Consider the following 24,033-nt stretch of genomic DNA (forward strand, 5'->3'; position numbering starts at 1 on the left):
TTTAGCCCGCCTGCATTTTGAACCGCTGCTCGCCGAGCAGAAACTGGCAATTCCCCTCCAGGGGGATCTGCTCCACGCGGACCCAGACGCCGTTGAGAGATTTATTGTTGACTATGAACCATCTTCCTTTGGCATCGCGATAAATGCGTGCGTGCTTGCCGTTCGCGAAAGGATCTTCCTTGGGAATGACCTGGCAATGCGGGTCGCGGCCGATCCATATTTCGGAGGTCGTGATCGGGATGCGCTGGCCTTCTCCCTGGGGGGTCAGTTCCACGATAGACGGTATCATCGCCAGAGCGCCCGTATCCTGCCAGGACACGGTCATGCCCGATTGGGATTTCTCCGCCGGTACGGTACTTTCCCCTTTGGCGCTGTCGAACCGGTAGTGCGTGCGACCGATTAGAAATTCTTGTCGGTTGTGGAGAATTCCGCTGCCGACGCGTACGAAGCTGCCATTGGTGCTGCCCAGATCGCTGAGGATCCATCGCCAATTCTCGCGGTTTTTTTGGCGTATCAATTCCGCGTGTTTCGTGGAAATCATCGCGTCATGAGGAATTTGAATGTCTCCCTCTGTTCGACCTATTACGATGCGATCTTTCATGAGCCGGTGCCAGGTACCGTCTTCGCCCAAATCATCCAATACACAAAGCGAGGCCATCGGCGGCCGATTGGTCGGCTGGAAAAGTTGGGGCTCATACAAAGGAGCGGGTTTGGGAGAAACGTCGATCCAACCCGCCGTCGGGGCAGTTTCTGGTGTTGGGACGATGGCAGCGGGTTTAGGAATCGCAGGTTTTGGATCGGGAGCACTGGTAGGTTTAACACCCAATTTGCGAGCCGCTATCGCTGCTCGGATATCTTCGTCCGATTCGAGAAAGGTGGATTCTCTTTTGGGAATATTCGGGTTCACTGGAATTTTCCTTCCGAGATGGCTTTTTTCATCGCGTTGTAGAGGGTGGTGTAAGCTTGCTCGTTTCCGACTAAGGCTTTGTCGAACTTCCAGCCGCGATCTCGCATCAGAATGATCAATTCCCCGACGGTGCGGGCATCAATACTTTTCTTCATAAAGATCGTTTCCGTGGGATTGGGACGGCTGAGGAAATTGATGCTTTCCTGAATTTGTCTCAGTTGACCTTTAGCGGCAGTGAACAAATAGGGGTCGAAGGCGCCTTTTTCTTTGAGGACTTGAACATTATCGAAGATGCGGGAATCAAGGCTGAAAAGTAAACCTTTCAGTTCGGTTTGTATGGGAAGTGTCATTTCGCCTCGCTCCGCCAGCGAAAGCCCTTTCTTCAGAAGTTCTTCGACTTTTTCGCGATCCTTTTTGTAGATGTCATCCTGCAGCAACCCCTGCCAGCGGACCTTCTCCATGAGAAGCAGACCCGTGGAAGCGTTGTACGTTCCATCAGTGAAATTAATTCGCTTGGAAAGCCCTCCGTTCAACAGCTGTTCGGGGAGGGGAGTGATGTCGGAAGTGAGCAGACTCGACTGAGGCTCCATTCTCTTGCGGAGTACTTCGAGAGCGTATCCGGAAAAAATATCTCCCTTGGATGCGGCGATCATCTGCATCCGGTAGGATTCCTCCTGTACTCGCTTTTCAAAATCGGCTCGATAGGGTTTGTTTTCAAGTTCCCATTTTATGTGTTCTATCTCTTTTTTCTTTGCCTCGAGCTTCTGGATTTGCGTCTTCACCGCTTCCTGCTTGGCTTTCTCTTTCTGCGTAGCGGCCAGCGCGTAATTATGGGCCGCGAGCGACTGCACGTACATGACCTGGGTGGCTCCCCAAACGCTACCGGAGGAACCTGGTTGCATCACGACCGAGGCGTAGGGGTTGTAGGGTTCGTCCGCTTTCAACGCGGAGCTCAACAGTATCAGGCTGAGAGAAAGCAATGTTCGTTGGAGCATGAGCGTTTATCCTTCCGCGGTGAGCATTTCGATTCACAGGATCTCGGTTATACGCAACTTTCAATCGAGGCCGATCCGGCGACTTTTGCGAGTTCGTTTCTCGTTCTCCAGATGATAATGCGCAAGCAGTCTGGTTCTTTCGTCAGAAAATCGGGTCGAGCAATTTTAGCTGCTGCCGATCTAAATTTATCGGATATGAATTTGCTGAGGAAGGAAATTTCGTCTCGAATTGCGGTGAAAAGCAATTCTCTAGGTTTTTATGAGGCTTAACTGCCTTGTTGGTTTCGAGAAATCCGCTGCTTGAGATCCGACTGTTTCAGAGACTTAACCCGTAACCGCTCACACCTCGTCCTGAGATTATCGGGAATTGCTCTTGCGCTGGGGAATTAATTATCTCATACTCGGGGCATGGAGTCTGTCAGCGAAGAATGGCTTGTTCGCCAAACGCCGGAAGTTCAGGCTGTGCTGCGGATTCTTTTGAACCGCATCGCCGAACTGGAAGCGAAGCTCGGCAAGGATTCCAGCAACTCTTCGAAGCCGCCTTCAACGCAACATCCCCACGCCAAGCTTTCGAAGCAAGCCCAAAAGAAGGCCAAACGGAAGTCGGGCGGCCAACCGGGGCATCCCAAACACGAACGCTCTTTGGTTTCCGCACACGAGTGCGACGGCGTCATTGTTTGTTTACCGGCCGAATGCCGCCGTTGTGGCGAACCTTTGAACGGAACAGATCCCCAGCCTTTGCGTCATCAGGTCTGGGAGATTCCCGAAATCAAGCCTTCGATTACGGAATATCAACTCCATCGTCTGCGCTGTTCGTGCGGCAAGACCACCTGCGGAGAATTACCCCCAGGCGTGCCTGTCGGAATGGCCGGGCCTCGATTGGTTGCTTTGTCCGCTTTGTTGATGGTCTGCTTCCGGCTCTCCAAACGACGCTGCGCCCTGTTTCTGGAACAAATCCTGGGTCAGGAGGCTTCGGCTTCCTGGATGATCAAACTGCAGAACCGAGCCGCCGAAGCCTTGCAAGCCCCCTACCAGGAGTTGGCCTTAGCCTTGCCTGGGGAAGCGGTCCTCAACGGCGACGAATCGCCCACCAAAGAAGGGCTCGCCAAAGCCTGGACCTGGACTTTTGTAGCCGCGACTTTCAGCGTCTTCGCTCTCCGCACCAGCCGCAAAGCCCAGGTGGTCCTCGAATTCCTGGGCGATTCATTTACCGGCGTTCTAGGCTGCGACCGGGCCAAGATGTATTGGGCTTTCGGACGCTTGCAGTGGTGCTGGGCTCATTTGCTCCGCGACTTCCAAAGCCTCATCGATCGCCCCTGTCCGGTCGCTCGACGCTTAGGACACGACTTGCAACGACAGACTCGGGCGATGTTCGAACTCTGGAATCGCGTTCGGGACGGAACCCTCAGCCATAAAGCGTTCGGCGAACAAATGATCCCCATACGAAGCGAAGTCGAAGCCTTGCTCTTGCGAGGAAAATTCGATCCGAAGCTGCGTGGCTTTTGCTCCGAACTCTGGAAATACCGGGCTCGGCTTTGGACGTTCGTCGATGTCGAAGGAGTAGAGCCCACCAATAATGCCGCCGAGCGGGCTTTGCGGCCCGCGGTCATTTGGCGGAAGTTATGCTTTGGAACCCAATCGGCCCAGGGGAGTCGGTTCGTTGAACGAATGCTGACCGCGATCGAAACTTGTCGTCAGCAGAAACGGAACTCATTCGCCTGGATGACTCAAGCGGTACAGGCTCACTTTGCCCAAGAGAAAGCCCCTTCTCTCTTGGCCAGGGCGTGAGTTATTACACTTAACCCTCATAACTTTTATGTCTAAATAATAATTTAACTAAATCGGCAAGGTAGATCCTATACGTCCGTCGTCCTCATCAGAATTCCCTGCATTCAGACAGGTCGCTAGCAGACGGCGGCATTAAAAAAGCTCTCACATCTCTGGCTTTAGACTTCGATTCCCTTCAGTAAATCCATCTGCAAAATTCCCAGATCAAAAACCTAACCGGGAAGTTTTGGGTTGAGGTCAGCCGGCCTGTGCTAATTACGGATCCACTTGACTTCTTTGTCGTATGTGGACACACCAAGAAGTTGATTGGGATTATCGGGGTCAATAACCATCGATTCGTGGCCGTTGGCCATGATAACCCGAATCAACCCTCCCTCGCGGACCCACTTGCAATAAGTTCCGTTCCAGTCCCGAACGGTGCCATTCTCCAGTACCGTGCGAACGTTCTGAAAATTCCTAGGCGAAGTGATAAACTTCCATTTCCCGAGAAAGTTGAAATCTTTCAAATCATTCCGCATCCGTTTGAGTACAACTCGGGATGTGCTTTCATTCACTTTGTCCTCAACAACGAGATCGATTCGAGTAGCTGTCACATAACCAGAGCCCTCAATAGCTTGGCGTTCAGCCATCTTGGGGGCACTGACAGTTCTAGCCTCAAGCGAGATTTTTCCCGAAGCATCGATCTTACCCTCGAACGTGGCTTGAAATCCGGAGTCCGTGCGCCACAGGGCTTTAAATTGTTCGCCCTCCCGATTGAGAATCGACCAACTGCCGCAGATCGTGGAAGTGCCTATTTGGCCGCGCCTTCTTTGAATGGTTCCCAAGCCTGCCCATTCGGATTTTAAAGGAGCTAAGATATCAGTCGCGGTCGAAGGGGAATTCAATTCCTTGATCTCGATGTTGCGAAACCGCGCCTCCTTATACGTTTTCAAAAGCCCGATGCGGCCATCTTTTCGATTCAGAGCCGGAACCGTGTTATCCTTGAAAACAACTCCCTCGGTGATACTGGTATCTGTGACTAACTTGTCGTTAATCGTGGCTCGCAAAGTCCGTCCGTTGACTTCGATCTCTAACTTGTTCCAGTTGCCCGGTGAAGTCAACTGTGCACTGTTCTTAGGTCTGACGTGGGTGCTCGCGAGCACCCAATGCAATGTCCCGGTGATCTCACTTCCACCCGGCTGATCTTCCAGCATGAACACAGGGTGCTCGCGAATGCTAACCCCTTGAGGATGCGGCAGCAATTCCCCCGGGACGGCGCGCAAAACCACTCCACTGGCGGCATGATCGTTCAAATTGAACTCAAGTCTCAAGATGAAGTTGTCATAAGATTTGTTTGTAAGCAAATAGCCAAGTCGCTGCGAATTCGTGCCACGAGCCAGAAGAACCCCATTCTCGATCGACCAGTCTTTGGAATCCGAGTATTCCATGCTCCATCCCGAAAGATCTTTACCATTGAACAAAGGCACAAACCCGTCGCCAGAGCTCTTGGAAGCCCAATCCGCATCGTTACCAACTTTTGGACTCTCTTTCTTATCGTTTGCCTCTTCTCTCGCTTGCATTGCTTCCAATCGAACTGAGATCGTTTTGCTTCGGCCAACCTCCACTTCCAATTCTTTGCCGAAAACTTTGAAGCCCTCCTTTTTCACTTCGAGATTATGTTTCTTCTCTCCGGAAATAGTGATCTCGATGGGTTTACCTTCCCTGGGGGAGATCGTCAGTTTATTTCCATCCACCGTGACTTCGGCATCTTCCGGCACATTTTCGAGAACAATGATACCGTCCTTGGTTTTGACGCGCAACACCCCCGAAGCGGCCAGAATACCAAAACCGACTAAGAGCAAGGCCAACACGCCAATGAGTACAGGCCATTTTCTTCTCGGCTGGGTTACCTGGATTAGGGACCTGCTGGAGCGGGATTTGGATTCCTCCTGGATGTCCTGAAATGGTAAGACTTCCCGCTCGATTTTTGAATTTTCGGTAACTTCCTTTTGAACAGTCTCCCCCTTGGAGAGCTTCACCAGTCCCTCGATGACTTCTTTGGGTGTTTGCGGTCGATCGGCGGACTTCGAGGCCATCATTTTCTGGATGAACTGCGACAATTCTGGCGAGACATCGTTACGAAGCAAGCAGACGTCGGGCCGGGGATCTTCCCAATGCTTGAAAATCAGATCGGCTAGTGAGATGCCATCGAACGGCGGCCTGCCTGTCAGCAGGAAGTAGAAGGTGCAGCCGAGGGAATAGATGTCCGCCCGGATGTCGGCGGTTTTCGCATCGCGAGCCTGCTCCGGAGCCATGTAATCCGGCGTTCCCATAATCGCATTGGTACCCGTCAGACTGCGGCCTCTTCCCTTTTCCGATTCCCGATTGAACTTGGCCAGCCCGAAGTCTGCCACTTTGATCGTACCGGCGCGAGTCAGCATCAGATTGCCTGGCTTGATGTCCCGATGCACTAGCGATTTGAGCATGCCGTGCTGCAGTCCCTGAGCGGCCTGACGAATGAAATTGATCGCGTGAGCCACCGGCAGTGGTCCTTTGGTTTTCACCACTTCGCTCAGATCTTTGCCGTCAACATACTCCATCTCGAAGAGCATGTAGGGACCGAATTCTTCGGCCGAGTAGGCCCGTACCACGTTCGCGTGTTCCAGCGCGGCCGCCGAGACGACTTCCTGAAGAAATCGTTCTCGAATCGAGGCATTTCCTATCATTTCCGGCGGAATCAGTTTGACGGCGACCTTCCGCTTCATCAAGTTGTGCATGGCCAGCCAGACGATCCCCATGCCGCCGCCGCCGAGCTTTTTCAGGAAGGTGTATCTCGTCTGCTGTCGTAACTCGAGGGGTAATTCCTCGGTGTTGAGAGGATTGGAATCGGCTTTTGGGGCACCGGTCAGACTCGAACCGGCTTTGGCTTTCTTCAGAATGCCCAGGAAGGTGTCGCGCGGCGTCTTGGCCAGCAGAGTTTCGCACCGAACGCAGTTGGCGACATGCTCGGCGATTGTTTCCGCGTTTGAAACTTCCTTCCCCAATGCGAAAGCTGCCAATTCTTCGTTGGCGGGATGATCCGAGGCGCTCTTGAAAGGGCTCATGTGCGAGTTCTCTAATTCGCAAAATAGCATTTCCGAAATCAGGAGACGCCGTTAAGCTCCGGGTACTTAAGGTCCATGATTTCTGGCTACCATAGGATACTGCCGGGTGCTGAAAAGTTAATGCAAAGATGGTTCGGAATTCTACTCCATTTGTAGAAAGATTACTTGGCCCGGGGATAGTTTCTTATCCCAACTTGCAGAGCCTGATTGTAAACGACCCACTTTAAGCCAAGTCAACAATCGATTCGAATCTCTAAATACGATGACTAAGTTGCCAGAGCGATTCGGGATACCGATATTTTGAAATTCCCCAGTATCTCCTTCGGGTTTAATCCAGCCGTACAATTGCGGAACAGATTTTCCTAAATTGCTGATCGCTCTCTCTCGACATTTCTTGAGTTCGCTCTGCAGTTCCAGCGGATGAGTTTGTGTGGCAAAGAATTCTTTTGCATTCCCTCTCGCTGATTGGAATTCTTTAGAAGAAGTATCCATCCAGTTGAGATCGGATCTGATACTGGTTTTATCGAACTCTTGCACGGTAGCGACTTCCGTAGTTGATAATTCGGGCGAGGTTTTAAGTACCCAATCCAAGGTTCGTCTTAATAGGATCGCCTTGAGGGCCGGGTCCAGAGATTTCTCATTCCAAATTTCGACGAATAATTTATCGATCCAGGTTTTCCAATCGCCGAGATTGGCGTTCTTGACTTCCTGAGCTAGCTTCTTGCAAAGTGCCGCTTGTTTGACGAGTCCATTATTGGCGAAAGTGATATTTTTTAAATCGAATATCATCTGTTGACCCGGACTGTCCGTTTCGGATTTAACCACTGTGAAAGCCAACTTCGCCCTCTTATTCTCCTCGGCAAACTTAATTTTAGTATTCGGATTTTCAGTTATATGAAACGTCAAATTCTTCTGATTCAAACCGGCGCCGAGTCTGTAACCAATTGTGCCCCATTCCGTCATAGGTTTAGAGTCTAAAATTCCTTGCAGTTCGCGAAGTTTGAAGGAAACATCCCTTTCGTTCCGCTTCGATTCGTAGAGTTTCGATAAAGTTTCCAAAGGCAAAATCGTTTGCAGGGAATCGCGATTTTCTATGCTCGATAGATAATCCGAAATTCGTGCCGAGCCAGCGGCCTGTTCGCTGTCCCAGGTCGTTTGTTTGAATATCGAAAAATCCGTCTGAACTTTTGGCCAAGCGATGATCGATTGAACCGCATTGGCGTCCGCAAGTGCGATCCGAAGTGCCGATTGCGTTTCCGGATAGAATGAGGCACTTTCTGCGAGATCCCTGAGATCGCTAACCCAGTTTGAGTTCGGTGCTCTAGTCTTCCAATTATTTTCGACGCGATTGAGGGTTCTCCAGAACAATTCCCGCTTTGTTAAATCGGACAACAATTTCGCTAGTTGACCTTTCTCTTCGTCCAGCAGCATTTGATCCGCTGGTTCCAATAGCCTCGTCGGCAGTGGATTCATTTTTCCATCAAAGCGATTTCGGATCAATGTCAGTTCATCGAGAGCATTGCTCAATTCCGCTGCCGAGTTGGGAACCGTCTCGAACCGGGTCAATTCGGGTTTTAGAGAGGCAATAGCCGTTCTTACCGCAGTCGTCACTTGCGATTTTTCTTCTCTCTCCTTCCTAGCTTTCTCCTCGTTCGCCTTGGCTAGCCGCGCCTGCTTTAGTGCTGTTGGATCCTGGACTTGAGCCTCGGACGTCTTTTTCGCTTTCGAATCGGCTTCATCCCGATCCACATTGCGCCTGGAAGGAAGGAAAATCGCCGTAAGCAGTGCCGCTAGACCCAGCAAGACGAGTGCTGCGCCTCCCATGATGTATTTCTTGGAATTTTTGTGCGTTTCAAGTGGCGCAGAGGCTGGTTGTATAGCGACCTTTTTTTCTAGAGTTGGGGCCGTCGGTTTCAGCTCCGCAGTCGATTTTTTTGATGCAGGGAGTGTTTGATGTACCGCGCTCCCTTTTGACAGTTCCAGAAGTTTATCGATAACTTCCTTGGGTGTTTGCGGACGTTCCGCAGGCGACTTGGCCATCATCTTTTGGATGAACCTGGATAGCTCGGACGAAACGTCATTTCGGAGTTGAGAAACATCGGGTCTCGGGTCATCCCAGTGCTTGAAGATGAGGTCCGCGATGGACGCCCCTTCAAAAGGCGGTTTCCCCGTCAGTAAAAAAAAGAAGGTACAGCCCAATGAGTAAATGTCAGCCCGGATATCCGCAGTCTTCGCATTACGAGCTTGTTCAGGCGCCATGTAATCGGGGGTGCCCATCATCTCATTCGCACCAGTCAGACTGCGATCTCCTCCCCGGTCGTTTTCGCGATTGAATTTTGCCAATCCGAAATCGGCGACCTTCAGTGTACCGCCTCGAGTCAGCATCAAGTTGCCCGGTTTGATATCCCTGTGAACCAACGATTTTGACATCCCGTACTGAAGAGCTTGCGCGGCCTGACGGATAAAGTTCATTGATTGAGGGACCGAGAGCGGTCCCTTGTTTTTCACTATTTCACCGAGATCCCGGCCATCCACAAATTCCATTTCGAAAAGCATGTATTCGCCAAATTTCTCGGCAGAGTACGCTCGTACCACATTCGGATGTTCCAGAGCCCCGGCAGAGATGACTTCTTGAAGAAATCGGTCTCGAATGGCAGGGTTCCCGATCAATTCGGGCGGAATTAATTTAACCGCCACCTTTCGCTTCATCAGTTTGTGCTCGGCCAGCCAGACTACACCCATGCCGCCGCCGCCGAGTTTCTTCAAAAATGTATATTTCGATTGTTGAAGTAATGCCGGCGGTAGTTCCGATTCCGAAGAAATTTCGATTTTGGACATTTCCGGAGTAGTCTCGGCCCCGCCCAATTTCGAATCATGGAAGATATCCTGCAGAGTCTCCCGCGATGTTTTGTCGAGCAGAGTTTTGCATTGCAAGCAGTGGGAGACGTGATTCGCGACCTGCGGCAGGTCTGGAATAGATTTCCCCAGGGCAAAAGCGGCCAGCACCTCCTTGGGGGGGTGGTTTGTGAATCCACTTATCGTGTTCATGAGCGAGTTCCCCAACAGCGATCGAAATAGTTGTCAAACTAAGTAATGCGCGAATCCAGGGATTCTTTCCCGATAAAAACTTGGTCGAGAATTACACATCTGGATCGCCGCTAAAAGTCCAAGGGTGTTCCCTGAACTAACCCCATCGTAATGGCAAAAGCCTTCAGTTCGGTTCTTCTCCAATAATCGATCAAAATTCACGGGCACATACGATGAGACCTCATCAGATCACGCTGGCGATACTACTCCAAATTTCCATTTTATTCCAGCATAATGTTGCGAGTGCAATTGTTCAGTTCGATTCCGGAAACCGATAGTGCAGGCTAACTGCTGTATCGAAGGATAAAAGGCCAAAAGGGCTCTGCTACACTTTCGCGTCCAATAAAATGAGAAACAGTTTATCGAGCAACCATTCTTACCTTTTTATTAACGCGTTGGGCCTCCGAATTCTCAGAAATAGTATTTCCCAGCGGAGAAATATCCGTTTATAACTGCCCTGAACGAATTTGGAAGTTGACCGGCTGAATGAGAAAATATGAAGTTCAAATATCGAATTGAATCTGCCCAAGGCATTTCGTCGGATAAAGAAGCGGTTGGACCGGTGATTCGCATCGGTCGCAGCGCGTCGATGGAAGTGCCGTTTGACGAGGCTTTGTTTCCTCAGGTTTCTTCGATCCATGCCGAATTGCAACTGAGGGCGAACTTCCTGATTGTACTTCCTCGGAGCCAGAGCAATCGAACGCTCTTGAATAACGAGGAAGTCAAAACGCAAGCTCCGGTGAAGGTCGGGGACCGTATACAACTGGGCTATACAGGCCCATTTCTACACGTTTTGGGCTTTGAGGCCGATCCCATCGGCAAACCCTCGGCAACGCCGCCGGTAGCCATCAAACCGATTGAGCCGGTTGAGTCCGGTAAGACCTTAACTGCGAGTGCCGAGCAACTCGCGGCTATACGTCAGGAGTTTTCGCAAGCTCTGAAGTTTGATGTGGCCGAAGGGGGAATCGTCGGTCGGGATGCCGGGGTGAAAATTCGCCTCGATCATCCCCTGGTCTCGCGAAAACACGCAGAGTTTTTCCTGAAGAATGGGAAGGTTGCATTACGGGATCTGGCGAGTGCGAATGGAACCTATGTCAACGGCGAGTTGCTATCGCGTCCGGTGGCTCTGAAATCTGGCGACCGGATAAGTATCGGCCCCTTCGACCTGGTTTTGAATGGAACCGTTTTAACCAGTCTCAGCCGTTCCAATAATGTCGAATTAATCGCCCGAGGCATCGGCCGCACGGTGACCGATCGAGTTTCCAGATCGCAAATAAATCTTTTGAATAATATTCGCCTGGCAATTCGCCCGGGAGAATTTGCCTGTCTTTTGGGGCCCAGCGGCTCCGGAAAATCGACGTTGCTTTCGGTCCTGAGCGGTCGCTCGAGCCCGGAAAGCGGTCTGGTGGAAATCAACGGTATCGACTTGCATTCGAATTTTGAGTCGTTGAAAGGTGATATTGCGTTGGTGCCGCAAAAAGATGTGCTGCACGACGCTCTCTCAGTGCAGACGGCACTAGAATATACGGCGAAACTTCGCCTGCCGCCTGATACGAGTGCTCAGGAAAAAGCCGAGAATGTCCTGCGCTTGCTCGAGACAGTCGGTTTGGAAAAACGAGCCAGAACGCTCATTCGCAATCTGAGCGGCGGGGAACTGAAGAGGGCCAGTCTCGCAAATGAACTGCTCTGTCGACCGAGTTTGCTATTTCTTGATGAGGTCACCTCCGGCCTGGATGAACAGACAGATAACGAGATCATGAAACTGTTCCGGAAGATCGCAGATTCGAATAAAACCGTCGTCTGTATTACACATAATCTCGCGAATGTGGAAGCTTGCTGTCATCTGGTGATTATTCTCACTTCTGGAGGGCGTCTGGCATTCGTGGGAACGCCGGGCGAAGCCAAATCGTATTTCGCAGTATCGCGCCTGGGCGAAATCTATCAGGTGTTGGCATCGGAATCGCCCGCGCATTGGGAGGAAAAATTCCAGAAGAGTAATCACCACAAAACTTACATTGCTTCGCGACTAAGCGCGAATTCGTCGCCGACCCCGAAGGCTTCGGTCGAGCATGTCCAGGCGGGACATGTTACCGGTGCGATTTTCCGTCAATGCTACACTTTGACGCAGCGTTATATCTCTATCTGGAAAACCAACCGTCTGGCGCTTTTATTACTCCTGGGGCAATGCCTGCTGGTGGCAGCACTACTGGTGTTGGTATTCAAGGAATTAAAGAGCCCGATTGAAACTCGTAATCTTCTCTTCCTGATGAACATAACCTGTCTTTGGCTCGGTTGTAACAACTCCGCCAAGGAACTCGTGAAGGAGCGAGTTATCTATACTCGGGAAAGAGATTTCAATTTACGGGCGATCAGCTATTTATTATCGAAGTTTTTGATTTTGATGGGAATCGGTTTGCTTCAAGTGTTGCTCCTGGTCGGCGTGGTGAACTCCGTTTGTCATCCCGAAGTTTCGTTCACGAAGCAACTTTATGTATTCGGGCTATCGGCACTGGTAGGTACCTCGCTGGGCCTATTTATCTCCGCTGCCTCGAAAACGGAAGAGGTGGCGATCGCTCTTGTGCCCATAGCGGTTATTCCCCAGATCATTCTGGCGGGGGCCATCGTCAGTCTCAGTGGAGTTAGCCAGAGGCTCAGCCAGCTATTCATTACCGACTATTGGACGCAGCAGCTATTGGACGGAGCGTTACCGAATGCGGGTCGGGTACAGGAGAGTGCTACCAGCTGTTTTCTTGCGATTGGGCTGCATGCCACGTTTTTTCTTGTAGCTACTTATCTTCTGCTCCGAAAAAGTAAGCCTTCGATCTGATCTAGCTATCCAGAATCCAATCGACGGGAGTCGCGGGCAGTTCTGGCAGTCCATCGAAAAGTAACTTGCCTTCTGGAGTGGTCACACGGAAGTTGCGAAATTTTGCCGCGGTGCGCCAGGTACGCACGCCAATGCCTCCTTCGGGATTTCGATCTGTTTGAAAATCGAAGGCAGCCTCGTTATCGATGAACCCTTGGAATCGATTGCCGCGCACGCGAATTTCCAACTTGTACCATTGGTTGTCCGCCATTGGATTGGTCCTCCGTTCTCGCATACGTTTACGGTCGGATCCTACCAGGGAAACGGCCGATTCCACCAGACCTATGTAACGGCCCAGGATGAATTCACTTCGGCCATCATTATTTGCACGATAAACTAGTCCAGCCTCGCCGCGACCACTGATTTTCATGACCTCGCAGCTAAAGTCATAATTCTTCCAATTTTTATCGCCGAAAATCAGCGTGGAGTCTCCAAAGTCCGGGGACTGTTGAAGCAATTCCCCGTTCACGATCGTCCAATCTCCGGGTGCATTTTTGAAGCTCTGACGAAGTTTAGGATCGACGCTCGGAACTCGCGGCTCATTTTTTTCAGGGAGGTTGAACTGAAGATCCTGTGGCAGTTCCTTAATTTCGATGTTGCGATAGCGAATATCACCCGTTCGCTTTAAAAGGCCGATGCGACCGGAGTATCGTCTCAGACCGGGATTTAGTAAGCTTGGCTGGGCTATTTTATTTAGCATAACATTCTGTAATTCTTGACCATTGACTGACATGCGAAAAGATTGGCCCTTAAGTTCTATCTCCAATTCGTTCCATTCGCCTAAATTCTTTAAATTGCATCGATTATCCGGTAACAGTATCGGAGAGCTACCCATGTATGCCACTGACCACCACAACGAACCTGTAGGGAAATTCGTAGTTGTCGAATTTTCAAGAAATGCCGTGAGATGCAAGGGTTGATTATTTCCAGTTATCCTGGACGGATCGGTGTTGCTAGCGCGTTCTCCGGGTACTGCACGAAAGGCGATACCACTCAGAATTTCTTTAGATAGTTGTTGAAATTGACATCGCAGAATGAAATCCTTGTAATCTCTATCTGACAAAAGATAACTCTGATCCTGAAGCGCATACCACCCGCTTTCCGAGGCAAGACCGTGCACCGTCAAAGTCCCCTCTTGCACTTTCCAGGCGTTCACATCTCCACTATCCACGACCCATCCGGTTAAATCTTTGCCATTAAATAGCGAAACGAATCCGTCTTGAGACTTCGTTTCCAATCGAGACGAAAATAGCTTCTTTCCACCGGGCTCAATCGCGAACTTCTCACTCAAAATGGTCAATTCCCCACTGCGAATTTCGATTTTATGTTGTTTTCGAGCCGTGACGCGCAATTCGATAGGCTGATCCTTTTTGGGCACAAAGTTGATCTTTTCGCCATCGATGGTGACTTCGGCATTTTCCGGAAAGTTCACCAAGGAGATTGTGCCGTCTCCGGTTTTGAACCAGAACAGACCTGCAGTAGTGAGAAGTCCCAGAGTTGCAAAAATAATCACCGCACTAACAATAGTTGGCCTTCTCGTTTTCAGCTTGCGATTCTCACTGACTTCAAGCTCCTTTTTCGGTTGACTTGGGAGGGTATCGGAAACTACCGTTTTGTTCCGCCCGGAATCAGATCCGACGAGAGTTTCCGATTTGGACTTCATTCCGTTCGTTATCACGGGGGCAGATTGAAGGTCTGCACTGAACCTGTTAAGCCCATCGATAACTTCTTTGGGTGTCTGCGGTCGATTCGCGGGGTCCTTGTCCATCATTTTTTGAACGAACCGAGCCAACTCCTCGGGAACATCGTTTCGCAACACAGACACATCCGGTCGGGGATCCTCCCAGTGCTTAAAAATCAGATCGGCCAGCGAAACGCCATCGAAGGGCGGCTTGCCCGTCAGCAAGAAGTAAAAGGTGCAACCGAGGGAGTAGATGTCGGCTCGAATATCGGCGGTTTTCGCATCCCTTGCTTGTTCCGGGGCCATGTAATCGGGCGTACCCATGATGGCATTCGTACCGGTGAGGCTGCGACCTCGCGACTTATCTGTTTCTCGACTAAATTTCGCCAGACCGAAGTCAGCCACCTTGATAGTTCCATTGCGTGTCAGCATCAAGTTGCCTGGCTTGATATCCCGGTGCACCAGCGATTTCCCCATGCCATGCTGCAAAGCCTGCGCGGCCTGACGAATATATTTCAGTGCATGAGCTACCGGCAGGGGACCTTTGAGCTTCACGACCTCGCTCAAATCTTTACCATCCACGAACTCCATCTCGAAAAGCATGTAGGGACCGAATTCTTCGGCGGCGTAGGCCCTGACGACATTCGGGTGTTCCAGGGCCGCGGCCGAGACGACTTCTTGCAAGAATCTATCTCGCACCGTCGGATTGCCGATCATCTCGGGCGGAATCAATTTCACGGCCACCTTGCGTTTCATCAGGTTGTGCTCGGCGAGCCAAACTACTCCCATGCCTCCGCCGCCGAGCTTTTTCAGAAAGGTATATTTCGTCTGTTGTCGCAACTCGAGCGGCAACTCTTCACTGGGAACAACCGTTGATTTCGCGATTTGAGATCCCGTTAAACTGGACCCGGGTTTGGCTTTGTTGAGAATGCCCAGGAAGGTGTCTCGGGGAGTTTTGGCTATCAGGGTTTCGCAGCGGGCACAATTGGCCACGTGCTCGGCAATCGTTTCCGCGTTGGGAATTGCCTTTCCCAAAGCAAAAGCAGCCAGTTCCTCGTTGGCGGGATGATTCGGAGGGGTATTCTGAGTCTTCACAAGCGAGTTCTCCAAGTCGACAAAATCCGCGGTCTTAAAAAATCCTATTTATGCCGGCCTGAGTTCTTTCGATAATGAATCGATGCCCTGATAAGCTTATCCAAAATGGGCCGCCCCGTTGGGATAAATTCAAAAAGAAGACTCACGTAACTCGCATGCTTTATGGCATGAAAATGAAAAGTGAATCTTCGCTCAAGATTGCGATTCTTTTTTCTTGGCGATCAACTTTATAACGCTATCGGCGAAGGCATTTCCCATATCGACCAGACCACTCGTGGTGTAGTGCAAGTTGTCTGAACCTTTTTTGAAATTATCGCAGTCTATAAAAGCGTAACTCAGCTCTTTGCAGTTCTCGATAGCTTTACGAACCTTAGCTTCGAACGGAAATTTATTCGTGGGAGGATTGACCCGACCCGCAACAAAAATTAATTCAGGATTGGCTAAATCCTTTCTGGCCCGGCGAATGAACGATTGCAAATTCCCCGCATAGGAACTGGCCATTTTCTGATCCTTCGAATCGGCTTCCCCTTGCATCCAGAGCATACCGACGATCTCGATTTTCCTAATCTTCTTCGCATCATTTACTTTCTTAATCAGTTCTGTGTATAGAGATTTTGCATTTGTCGGCGACCATTGGATGGCTAGGTTGGTTCCTCCAATACTATGCTTGATAATTCCGATAGGCATTTTAAGCTCCTCGGTGATTTTGTGTCCGAACGCGATTTCAGGACCGAAACCGGTCTTCTCTGTTCTGCCAGGTACCAGTGAAATCCACTTGCCCTCGGAAAAGAACAATGCGTTTTCCTGTTCTTTCTTGAGTTCCGGAGGCAACTCGGAGATAACGGCTCCTGCCCCAACCATATTCGACTGGCCTGCCAAGACAAACACTTTCAGCGGTTTCGAGTCCTGCGCGGCGGCTTCGGAATTGCTCGACCTAGCTGCGATGATCAACAAACAACAGAGACGAAAAATGCACTTGGTCATCGATTTTCTCCGTCTTAAACTCTCCGGCACTCCCAATTTGAGTGCCGGAGAGTTTAAGATTCTGATTTTGGGTTTTTCTAACAAGGTCCTGAATTGAACTTTGCCTGTAAGTGAGGGAGTCGAAAGTCGTTTGGCTCAGCCTTTAATTTTCGCGAGTGTTTCCCCCGCTTGTTCGCGGATCGAATTCTTGGGATCTTGAAGAAGGATTTGAACCATAGGCACGGCCGCCTTCGCCTCCGGTCCGAAATCGGCCAGTCCTTCCAGAGCACTCATCCGAACATCCCCATCCATGTCCTTCAATGCATCCATCAGCGCCGGCACTGCCACCGAGGGATTTTTCCCAATCGCCCCCAACGCTTCCACGGCCGACAGACGAACATGAACCTGCTTATCTTTAACCAATTTCACCAGCGACGGCACGGCCGGCTCCGCCTCCTCACCAATTTGCCCGAGCGATTCCGCGGCCGCCGCTCGTACCTCGGCATTCTTATCTTCCAGAAGATCCTGCAAACGGGGCACGGCCGCTTTCGCCTTTTCCCCAAACTTACCGATCGCTTCCGCCGACGCGGCTCGCAGGTCTTCGGAAGGCTCTTTCAGACTGGCAATCAAGACCAGCAATCCATTCTCAGCGGCCGGACCGATATTTCCGAGGGCCTCGGCACAACTGATTCGCACGGCCGGATTACGATTCGAATCGGACAGCAACTTGCAAAGAATCGGCACGGCTTTCACGGCATCCGGACCAATCTTCCCGAGCGATTCCGCGGCGGTCGCTCGTAATTCGGGTCCTTCCTCCGGACTATTGGACTTGCTGCGAATATCGATGTCGAGAATCGCGATCAATGCCGGCACGGCCTCCTTGGCCTGCGGTCCCACTCGACCCAGGCCTCGGGCGATCAAAGTACGAACAGCGGTAGGATTTGCTCGCTCATCCCGAAGCATTTTCACCAGAGTCGGCACCTGCTGGTAGGCCGCTTCGCCCATACCGCCCAGAGCATCCGCCGCCACCCCGCGAAGGCGAGGTTTGTCATCGCTCAGTGCGGCCACCAGTTCCGGAACGGTTTCCTTGGCCTCCTCGCCGATACTGGAAATCAGTTCGATCGCCAGAATTCGGACTTCCTTGTCGCTATGGTGAATGACTTTGCATAGGGAGGGAACCAATTTCTTATTGGTACTGGCTCGCTCCAGCACTTTATCTGCGCGATTGTGCGTCGGGTTATCGTCGCTATGAAGATCTTTGAGCCATTTGCTGATCGGCTTGCCTTCCAGGACCGGATCGATCTGGGGATCTTCCGCCTGGGCCGAAGAAACAATCGAGGTCAAAAATATGCAAAGAATAGCTATTGGCTTGTTCATGAGATTAGCCCTTTCAATTCAGTGGATTGGGGGTCTTTAATGGAACGGTATGATTCGAACTTCAAAACCTTGTGAGCGCAGCAGGTGAGCGACCCCAGCCGCAGCGCCTCGATTGTGGGCGATCGATTGATTTCTCCAGCGCGGCATCTTGGCCACGACAACATGCCCTTTATGATCGCGTTTGATATGGGTGATCCAGCCCTGACGATTCAGATGATGGGCCAGCCGATGGGCCGCTTCCGAACTTGGGACATGATGGAGAACCGGCCGCGGATGTCGGATTTGAATCCGAAACTTTTGCACGACATGGGGCTTGGGGGGTGCCTTTTTCTGAGCGTAAGCTGGGGAAGGGGCCCCGAGGCTTGCTACGAGAAGCCCCGCCATCAGAATTCCCAGAGCCAAGGATTTACGAACAACCAATAACTTCATGGATATCTCCCGGCGGTAATGTTTTCGATCCGTAAGTAAAATGCAGACCAACTCCCATTCTCACGGATAAAAATAAATTTAAATAAATGGAGTTTGAGAACGCATGGCTCGAGGCGATGTCAAAACTAACGCTTATGCAGCCCGGGCATTTTTTGCATACTGCATCGACCACCAACTCAATATTCTCTGCGGAAATAGCGTTCAATCCAGGAGATTTGGCAAGCGTTATCGCCTTGGAATTCTGCAGTAGTCGTGAATCAGTCCGTCAGCGAACCTTGAAGTTTCCGTAAGTGGAATTTCCGGTGCCGGCGGATTTAGGGCTTAGCATCGGAATCTTCATTCAATTCTTTGATTTCAATATTTCGATAATGGACTTCCCCAACCCGCTTCATAAACCCGATCCGGCCGTAAAAACGGTTTAGACCTGGCACGAATTTTTGGGGTCGAGAAACCTTGTTCAGCATGACATTTTGGATTTCGGTCCCATTTAAAGTCATACGGAGAAATTGCCCCTTCAACTCAAGCTCGAAATCGTTCCACTCACCCGGTTTTCGAAGATCAATTAATCGATCTGGAGGTAGGAAGGGCATGGGGCCAACTGTCCAAAGAAGAGCACCGGGAACAAACGCGTTCGATTGAGTCGGAGAACGCTTGCCGACAATGGCCGTTAAATGCCAGGGGATATTTTCTGTCCAAAGTGGTTCGACGCATTGAACGGTTTCGTGAGGTATCGCGCGGAGTGCAACCCCGCTCCAATCGTAGGGTCCATTAGCTTGCAGGAACTGAAACCGAAGAACAAAATCTTTATAGTCCTTAGTGGAAAATAGATATCCCTGAGTTTTGAGTGTGGCCTCAGTGTCATCGGCTACTCCGATGGCGCACAATTCCCCCTCCTTGATCGCCCAACTACTCGGTGCGCCACTTTCGACTTCCCAGCCTGTAAAATCCTTCCCATTAAAAATTGAGACGAAACCGCCCTGGTGTTTCGTCGAATTGCCGTCCAGGGATTGGATCTGAATGCTCTTTCGACTTCCCGGATCGACCTCGAACTCCTCACCGAAAATTATCCCTTTGCTGGTCAGGACTTCCAGTCGATGTTTTTGGTAATAACTCACGCCCTGGCCAAGAGAGAAGGGGCTTTCTCTTGGGCAAAGTGAGCCTGTACCGCTTGAGTCATCCAGGCGAATGAGTTCCGTTTCTGCTGACGACAAGTTTCGATCGCGGTCAGCATTCGTTCAACGAACCGACTCCCCTGGGCCGATTGGGTTCCAAAGCATAACTTCCGCCAAATGACCGCGGGCCGCAAAGCCCGCTCGGCGGCATTATTGGTGGGCTCTACTCCTTCGACATCGACGAACGTCCAAAGCCGAGCCCGGTATTTCCAGAGTTCGGAGCAAAAGCCACGCAGCTTCGGATCGAATTTTCCTCGCAAGAGCAAGGCTTCGACTTCGCTTCGTATGGGGATCATTTGTTCGCCGAACGCTTTATGGCTGAGGGTTCCGTCCCGAACGCGATTCCAGAGTTCGAACATCGCCCGAGTCTGTCGTTGCAAGTCGTGTCCTAAGCGTCGAGCGACCGGACAGGGGCGATCGATGAGGCTTTGGAAGTCGCGGAGCAAATGAGCCCAGCACCACTGCAAGCGTCCGAAAGCCCAATACATCTTGGCCCGGTCGCAGCCTAGAACGCCGGTAAATGAATCGCCCAGGAATTCGAGGACCACCTGGGCTTTGCGGCTGGTGCGGAGAGCGAAGACGCTGAAAGTCGCGGCTACAAAAGTCCAGGTCCAGGCTTTGGCGAGCCCTTCTTTGGTGGGCGATTCGTCGCCGTTGAGGACCGCTTCCCCAGGCAAGGCTAAGGCCAACTCCTGGTAGGGGGCTTGCAAGGCTTCGGCGGCTCGGTTCTGCAGTTTGATCATCCAGGAAGCCGAAGCCTCCTGACCCAGGATTTGTTCCAGAAACAGGGCGCAGCGTCGTTTGGAGAGCCGGAAGCAGACCATCAACAAAGCGGACAAAGCAACCAATCGAGGCCCGGCCATTCCGACAGGCACGCCTGGGGGTAATTCTCCGCAGGTGGTCTTGCCGCACGAACAGCGCAGACGATGGAGTTGATATTCCGTAATCGAAGGCTTGATTTCGGGAATCTCCCAGACCTGATGACGCAAAGGCTGGGGATCTGTTCCGTTCAAAGGTTCGCCACAACGGCGGCATTCGGCCGGTAAACAAACAATGACGCCGTCGCACTCGTGTGCGGAAACCAAAGAGCGTTCGTGTTTGGGATGCCCCGGTTGGCCGCCCGACTTCCGTTTGGCCTTCTTTTGGGCTTGCTTCGAAAGCTTGGCGTGGGGATGTTGCGTTGAAGGCGGCTTCGAAGAGTTGCTGGAATCCTTGCCGAGCTTCGCTTCCAGTTCGGCGATGCGGTTCAAAAGAATCCGCAGCACAGCCTGAACTTCCGGCGTTTGGCGAACAAGCCATTCTTCGCTGACAGACTCCATGCCCCGAGTATGAGATAATTAATTCCCCAGCGCAAGAGCAATTCCCGATAATCTCAGGACGAGGTGTGAGCGGTTACATGTTTTTGGCCGCTGGAAACTTCAATTTCAATTTGTTTAGAATTCTTCGTATCGATGGATTGGATTTTACCGTCGACCTTGATCTGCGAGCCTTCGGGGAGGCTCTCTAAAACCAAAACTCCCTGTTTGGCTCTCATTCTGAATCGGTCGCTGAACTGCAAGAGCACTATACCGACTAGGAGTGCGACGATTCCCACTCCAAAAAACACAAAACTCCCTGGGCGTCGGAGTTTTGTGTTTTTTAATGGCATCAGGAGGGACGATTTCGAATGTTGGGGGGCTAATTTTGGGGGGTCAAGTTCTACTTGCAATAAATTAGCTTCTCGGGGTTCTCCCTCCGCGCGAGGCAGCTCCGGATTTTCTTTTCTCTTCGGTTCCGCCTTGGAAACTCTCGTCAATTCCTCGATCACTTCTTTGGGAGATTTTGGTCGATCGGACGGTTCGATGGCCATCATTTTCTGGATGCACTGGGCGAGTTCTTTTGAGACATCGTTCCAAAGTTCCGAAACATCGGGTCGGGGATCCTGCCAATGCTTGAAAATCAGATCGCCTATGGATTCTCCGGAAAAAGGAGGTTGACCAGTCAGAAGAAAATAAAAGGTACATCCCAACGAATAGATGTCGGCTCGGATATCCGCATCCTTGGTATTGCAGGCTTGTTCCGGGGCCATGAAATCGGGCGTACCCATCATGGCATTCATACCAGTTAGACCGCTATCGCGCTACTTATCGGTCTCCCGGCTAAATTTTTGCCAAACCGAAGTCGGCAACTTTGACTGTGCCCGTACGAGTCAACATTAAGTTGCCCGGCTTAATATCCCGATGGACCAGGGACTTGGTTATCGCGTGTTGCAAACCAAGAGCCGCCTGGCGAATATAGTTCACGGCATTCGGAACAGGTAAAGGGCCTTTACTTTTGACTAATGCACTCAGGTCTTTTCCATCGACAAATTCCATTTCAAAGAGCATGTGCTCGCCAAAATCTTCGGCCGAATAGGCTCTCACAACATTAGGATGTTCGAGTGCCGCCGCGGAAACAACTTCCTGAAGGAATCGATTTCTGATCGCGGCATTCCCGATCAATTCGGGTGGAATCAGCTTGACGGCTACTTTCCGCTTCATCAGGTTATGCTCGGCCAGGAATACGACACCCATACCTCCGCCGCCCAACTTCCTGAAAAAGGTGTAGCGGGATTGGTGTCTCAGAGATTGCGGCAATTCCGTCAACGCATCGTAAAGCGAGTTGGATTGAATGTTGCTGAGATTAGTGTTGGCTTTCTTGAAAATTTCCAAAAAAGTATCGCGAGGAGTTTTTGACAGAAAAGCTTCACAACGCGAGCAATTCGCCACATGTTCGGCAATAGTATCCGCCTGGGAAACAGCTTTCCCCAGCGCAAACGCAGCCAGTTGTTCGCTAGTCGGATGTTGAAAAAAATTTGTGTTCATTCCCCTGCCTCGTTCCTTCTCTTAAATCCGGCCTCCTGGTTACGAGGAAATAAATTTTCCTCCTGCACTTCGCCAATCGACTAAAACAGAATTTGTCGCAATTACTTTGCCGCGTATTCCAGAACTCTATGGTTCCGCTTCCAATCAGGATATTTTGGGAAAAAAATTGAAATTTATTCGGTCTAACTGTCGCCCAATTGTTGGGCCTGTCTGGGGGCTAAAGCCAAAATCGCCAAAAATTTAGCACAAAGCCTAATTTTTAAGTTGCGCAAAAAGGTTTTCGTGAATTTGATAATGAAAAACTTACATGACAGGGTAGTTTGCATTGCTGAATGGGGCATCGACGAGGATCCTAAAACTTGGGATTTCAACCACAACGATTGTTGAAGGAAGCAGGTTCGGAGGACGAACAAAGCTATCCGAAAATTGTTCTTTGATGAAGGCCTTCGAGTTACCTCTGGATGAATTTCGAACTGGATTTTGGACCGGGCTTTTCGATCAATATTCGAGAATTTGGTCGCCGATTTCGCGGAGGCGGGAGAGGATGCGGTTCCGGGCCATATAGACTGTCCCAGGTGTCACTTGAAGTTGTCGGGCCGCTTCACCGGAAGGGATTCCCTCAAACTCAGTCATCTCAAAGATCCGCCAGGTCTTTTCGCCAAATTCCGGTCTAACCATCTCTAGTAACTTTCGGATGACATGGCGATCGTACTCCTTGTTCCATTCCTCTTCCAAGGGGTTGTCGGGGTGTGCGAATAATTCGAAGATCGATTCGGCCACTTGCTGAGGCCGGCGCTTGCGGAGAAATTGGGCGATCCGATTGACCGTAATGACACGAAGCCACTTGCGAAACGAGCCTTCCCGCTTGTGTTCGAACAACATCACGTGTGTCTGTACGCTCAGCATGACATCTTGAACCAGGTCTTCCGCTTCTAATCTGGCGATGGGATCCCGGAGAATCCAATGTCGGATCAACGGCTCATAGAGCGTGTACAATCGACTCCAGGCGTCATTTTCCTGGGCTTGGACTTGCGCGAGAAGACTCAGAGACGTTTGCATAGGGTGCTTTGAATCGTATTTGCTATGGACTTTCGGAAATTATATCTGAAGGGAACGCGCTCGCCAGGATTTTTCGAAGGCGGCCAAGAGAGTATCGGTCTGGAAAAAGTTTATTCGGCGGCCGGTCATCAAATACCCGTTTCAGATCTTCCAGTGGCAACAGAGACATGAGGTAAAAAAAACGCTCAAATTTTTTTGCTAACGATGGCATTCAAATAACTGCAGTAGTTATTAGAGTAAAATACCAATCGAACTTTTTAAGTTTTGGTGAATCGGACACTCTATCCAAAATATCAATGAGCTGAGAATAAATTATAAAATAATAACATTACTTAAAATCGATAATAAATTCTTCGAGCGGTCTACTATTAGTGTTTCAGATGTTGTCTGAAAACTGCATAGAGGTTTGGCTTGTGGGTGAGTCCATGCCGATATAGCTCATTATAACCTCAATAAACGCTCTGGGCGGGGGAGGGACAACGATGCTGGACCCGTTCTGAGGGACGAACGAACCGGCTCCTCTGGCCGTAAATTTCTCGGAGCGCTCGACATCATTCGAGACGGCATCCGTCCACTCGCGGGAGATAGAACGGTCGTCGGGTTAAGCTCGGTTTGGGATCGGCATAAGCCGATGGTAGAAAACAGACGGCGGGTCTTAGATTTTGGGGAAGGCAGAGGCGGACCACTA

At 50.8% G+C, this 24,033-nt stretch carries 15 protein-coding genes; 2 read left to right on the top strand and 13 right to left on the bottom strand.

Going from position 1 to position 24,033, the window contains the following annotated elements; genetic code table 11:
* Position 1: 1 nt before the first annotated feature.
* Both KIH39_RS01795 and KIH39_RS01800 read right to left on the bottom strand, forming a co-directional pair.
* Positions 2–907 carry an FHA domain-containing protein gene (locus KIH39_RS01795; RefSeq protein ID WP_213497568.1) on the bottom strand — a complete coding sequence of 302 codons (906 nt, stop codon included), beginning with the start codon at positions 905–907 and terminating at the stop codon, positions 2–4.
* A complete protein-coding gene (locus KIH39_RS01800; protein WP_213497569.1) occupies positions 904–1,902 on the bottom strand; it encodes a hypothetical protein in 999 nt (332 codons plus the stop codon). Before KIH39_RS01800 ends, KIH39_RS01795 begins: the two co-directional genes overlap by 4 nt.
* 408 nt (positions 1,903–2,310) lie before the next feature.
* Here KIH39_RS01800 and tnpC (KIH39_RS01805) point away from each other — a divergent pair, with 408 nt between their 5' ends.
* Positions 2,311–3,690, top strand: coding sequence for an IS66 family transposase (gene tnpC / locus KIH39_RS01805; RefSeq protein WP_213497362.1), 1,380 nt, complete (start codon positions 2,311–2,313; stop codon positions 3,688–3,690).
* 251 nt (positions 3,691–3,941) lie between these two features.
* Here tnpC (KIH39_RS01805) and KIH39_RS01810 read toward each other — a convergent pair whose 3' ends face one another.
* Entirely contained in the window at positions 3,942–6,773 is a 2,832-nt protein-coding gene (locus KIH39_RS01810) for a protein kinase domain-containing protein (protein ID WP_213497570.1), read from the bottom strand.
* A 141-nt stretch (positions 6,774–6,914) separates the two neighbouring features.
* On the bottom strand, positions 6,915–9,821 hold the full coding sequence (locus KIH39_RS01815; RefSeq protein ID WP_213497571.1) for a serine/threonine protein kinase: 2,907 nt from the start codon (positions 9,819–9,821) through the stop codon (positions 6,915–6,917).
* A 535-nt stretch (positions 9,822–10,356) separates the two neighbouring features.
* Here KIH39_RS01815 and KIH39_RS01820 point away from each other — a divergent pair.
* A complete protein-coding gene (locus KIH39_RS01820; protein WP_213497572.1) occupies positions 10,357–12,687 on the top strand; it encodes an FHA domain-containing protein in 2,331 nt (776 codons plus the stop codon).
* A 1-nt stretch (position 12,688) separates the two neighbouring features.
* On the opposite strand, the gene KIH39_RS01825 is transcribed toward KIH39_RS01820, so the two are convergent.
* The 9 genes from KIH39_RS01825 to KIH39_RS01865 all read right to left on the bottom strand — a co-directional run bounded on the left by KIH39_RS01825 (position 12,689) and on the right by KIH39_RS01865 (position 23,345).
* On the bottom strand, positions 12,689–15,502 hold the full coding sequence (locus KIH39_RS01825) for a protein kinase domain-containing protein (RefSeq protein ID WP_213497573.1): 2,814 nt from the start codon (positions 15,500–15,502) through the stop codon (positions 12,689–12,691).
* Between the two features lie 192 nt (positions 15,503–15,694).
* The gene (locus KIH39_RS01830) at positions 15,695–16,486 is read right to left on the bottom strand and encodes a sialate O-acetylesterase (RefSeq protein WP_213497574.1); all 792 of its coding nucleotides are present in this window, start codon (positions 16,484–16,486) and stop codon (positions 15,695–15,697) included.
* A 135-nt stretch (positions 16,487–16,621) separates the two neighbouring features.
* Positions 16,622–17,842 carry a HEAT repeat domain-containing protein gene (locus tag KIH39_RS01835; RefSeq protein ID WP_213497575.1) on the bottom strand — a complete coding sequence of 407 codons (1,221 nt, stop codon included), beginning with the start codon at positions 17,840–17,842 and terminating at the stop codon, positions 16,622–16,624.
* Positions 17,843–17,878: 36 nt separating this feature from the next.
* Positions 17,879–18,271, bottom strand: a complete 393-nt coding sequence (locus KIH39_RS01840; RefSeq protein ID WP_213497576.1) for a hypothetical protein — start codon at positions 18,269–18,271, stop codon at positions 17,879–17,881.
* A gap of 314 nt (positions 18,272–18,585) precedes the next feature.
* Positions 18,586–19,386, bottom strand: a complete 801-nt coding sequence (locus tag KIH39_RS01845) for a 3-keto-disaccharide hydrolase (protein ID WP_213497577.1) — start codon at positions 19,384–19,386, stop codon at positions 18,586–18,588.
* Positions 19,383–20,762 (bottom strand): IS66 family transposase, encoded by a 1,380-nt coding sequence (gene tnpC / locus KIH39_RS01850; RefSeq protein ID WP_213497362.1) that lies wholly within the window; start codon positions 20,760–20,762, stop codon positions 19,383–19,385. Before tnpC (KIH39_RS01850) ends, KIH39_RS01845 begins: the two co-directional genes overlap by 4 nt.
* 53 nt (positions 20,763–20,815) lie before the next feature.
* Positions 20,816–21,541 (bottom strand): serine/threonine protein kinase, encoded by a 726-nt coding sequence (locus KIH39_RS26775; RefSeq protein ID WP_213497578.1) that lies wholly within the window; start codon positions 21,539–21,541, stop codon positions 20,816–20,818.
* Positions 21,542–21,581: 40 nt separating this feature from the next.
* On the bottom strand, positions 21,582–22,286 hold the full coding sequence (locus KIH39_RS26780; RefSeq protein ID WP_213497579.1) for a serine/threonine-protein kinase: 705 nt from the start codon (positions 22,284–22,286) through the stop codon (positions 21,582–21,584).
* Between the two features lie 498 nt (positions 22,287–22,784).
* Positions 22,785–23,345 carry an RNA polymerase sigma factor gene (locus tag KIH39_RS01865; RefSeq protein ID WP_213497580.1) on the bottom strand — a complete coding sequence of 187 codons (561 nt, stop codon included), beginning with the start codon at positions 23,343–23,345 and terminating at the stop codon, positions 22,785–22,787.
* Positions 23,346–24,033 lie beyond the last annotated feature (688 nt).

This window comes from Telmatocola sphagniphila (genome assembly GCF_018398935.1).
In the GTDB taxonomy this organism is placed as follows: Bacteria; Planctomycetota; Planctomycetia; order Gemmatales; family Gemmataceae; genus Telmatocola; species Telmatocola sphagniphila.